General features: G+C 46.0%; 1 protein-coding gene. It reads left to right on the top strand.

Going from position 1 to position 1,412, the window contains the following annotated elements:
- The first annotated feature begins 210 nt into the window (after positions 1-210).
- A complete protein-coding gene (locus KDK14_RS14865; protein WP_257265955.1) occupies positions 211-1,014 on the top strand; it encodes a transposase in 804 nt (267 codons plus the stop codon).
- The last annotated feature ends 398 nt before the right edge of the window (positions 1,015-1,412 follow it).

Here is a 1,412-nt window from a genome sequence, read left to right as displayed (position 1 = left end):
CCTGGACTCTGGCTATTTTCTTTACCACTGTCTGTGCACTGGTGATCTGGGTTAAATACCTGAACCATAAGGATCATAAAAAGTAGTCGGTGGTGCCAGGTCTTTCATATCCCTCTTGATGGTCTACTTTTTACTCTTCATAAATAGAAAATGAAGTAACAGGTTATGAGCAGGCCATTAAGAATTCAGTATGCAGGGGCACTATATCATGTGACCTCTCGCGGTAATGAACGCAGAGCCATTTACCGTGAAGACGCAGACTTTCAGCTGTTTCTCAATACGCTGGCCGAAGTTTGTGAAAGGTTTAACTGGGTAATCCACTCATTTTGCCTGATGACCAATCATTATCATCTGGTGGTGGAAACACCGGATGCCAATCTTTCTAAAGGTATGCGCCAACTTAACGGTGTGTATACGGTTCGCTTTAATCGTAAGAGAGGCAGAGTCGGTCATCTTTTCCAGGGGCGATACAAAGCCATTCTTGTGGACAAAGACGCTTATCTTATGGAGCTGAGCCGGTACGTCGTGTTAAACCCGGTCAGAGCCAAAATGGTCAAGTCCCCGGATGAGTGGCCATGGAGCAGTTACTGCTATGCCACCGGGTTATTCGATTCTCCAACCTGGTTGGCGACGGATGCTACGCTTCGCTATTTTGGCGGCAACCGTGACGACGCCATTTTCAAGTTTGCCCAGTTTGTCGCCGAAGGCGTTGGCGTTAATATCTGGGAGCATCTTAAGCAGCAGATCTATCTGGGTGACGATAATTTCATCAATAGTCAGTTGGCTTATAAACCTAAAGGGAACGCTGCTCTTTTTGAAGTACCCCATAAGCAGCGGCGGAAAACAGCACCACCCATCAGCTACTTTATGGAAACTGCCGGTCATCGTGATGAGGCAATTTTTTCTGCCTATCTATCCGGTGGCTATAGCCTTACCGAGATTGCTGATTATGTTGGCCTGCACTATACAACGGTCAGCCGGATAGTGCGCAAAACTGCTGGTGACTACGCATGAGATGTCAGCGGTAAAAGTGCGCTGGCGTAGGCTTTTTATTTTGCAAAGACGCTACCGCCCGTCGAATTAGGGGTTTTTATCGAAACAACCAAGGTTAAATTGTGTGCATGGGTACTTTCTTGCGGTTTGTTGCGTGTTTGGTGCTGTAAACCGCAGTATCTGTCTAATAGAAAAACACCCAGCGGCTAAGCCATTGGGTTGATCAAGCAGATAGGGAAAATTATGATCTGGCCATTTGAAAGCCTGTTACGGTGGTAACAAATTGTACGTTGATCCATAGGTAAATCAATAGGCGACAATGTAATGATCTATTCGAAGATATACTCACTGGTGATGTATTTTCCGTACTGATGTTTCAAGCTGATGGCCTGCTGGTGCCAGTGGCTGGCAGATTTTTT

This window comes from Endozoicomonas sp. ONNA2, from assembly GCF_024606365.1.
Taxonomy (GTDB): Bacteria; Pseudomonadota; Gammaproteobacteria; order Pseudomonadales; family Endozoicomonadaceae; genus Endozoicomonas.
The sequence above is the reverse complement of the archived record's forward strand: the minus strand, read 5'-3'. Positions and strand labels throughout refer to the sequence as shown.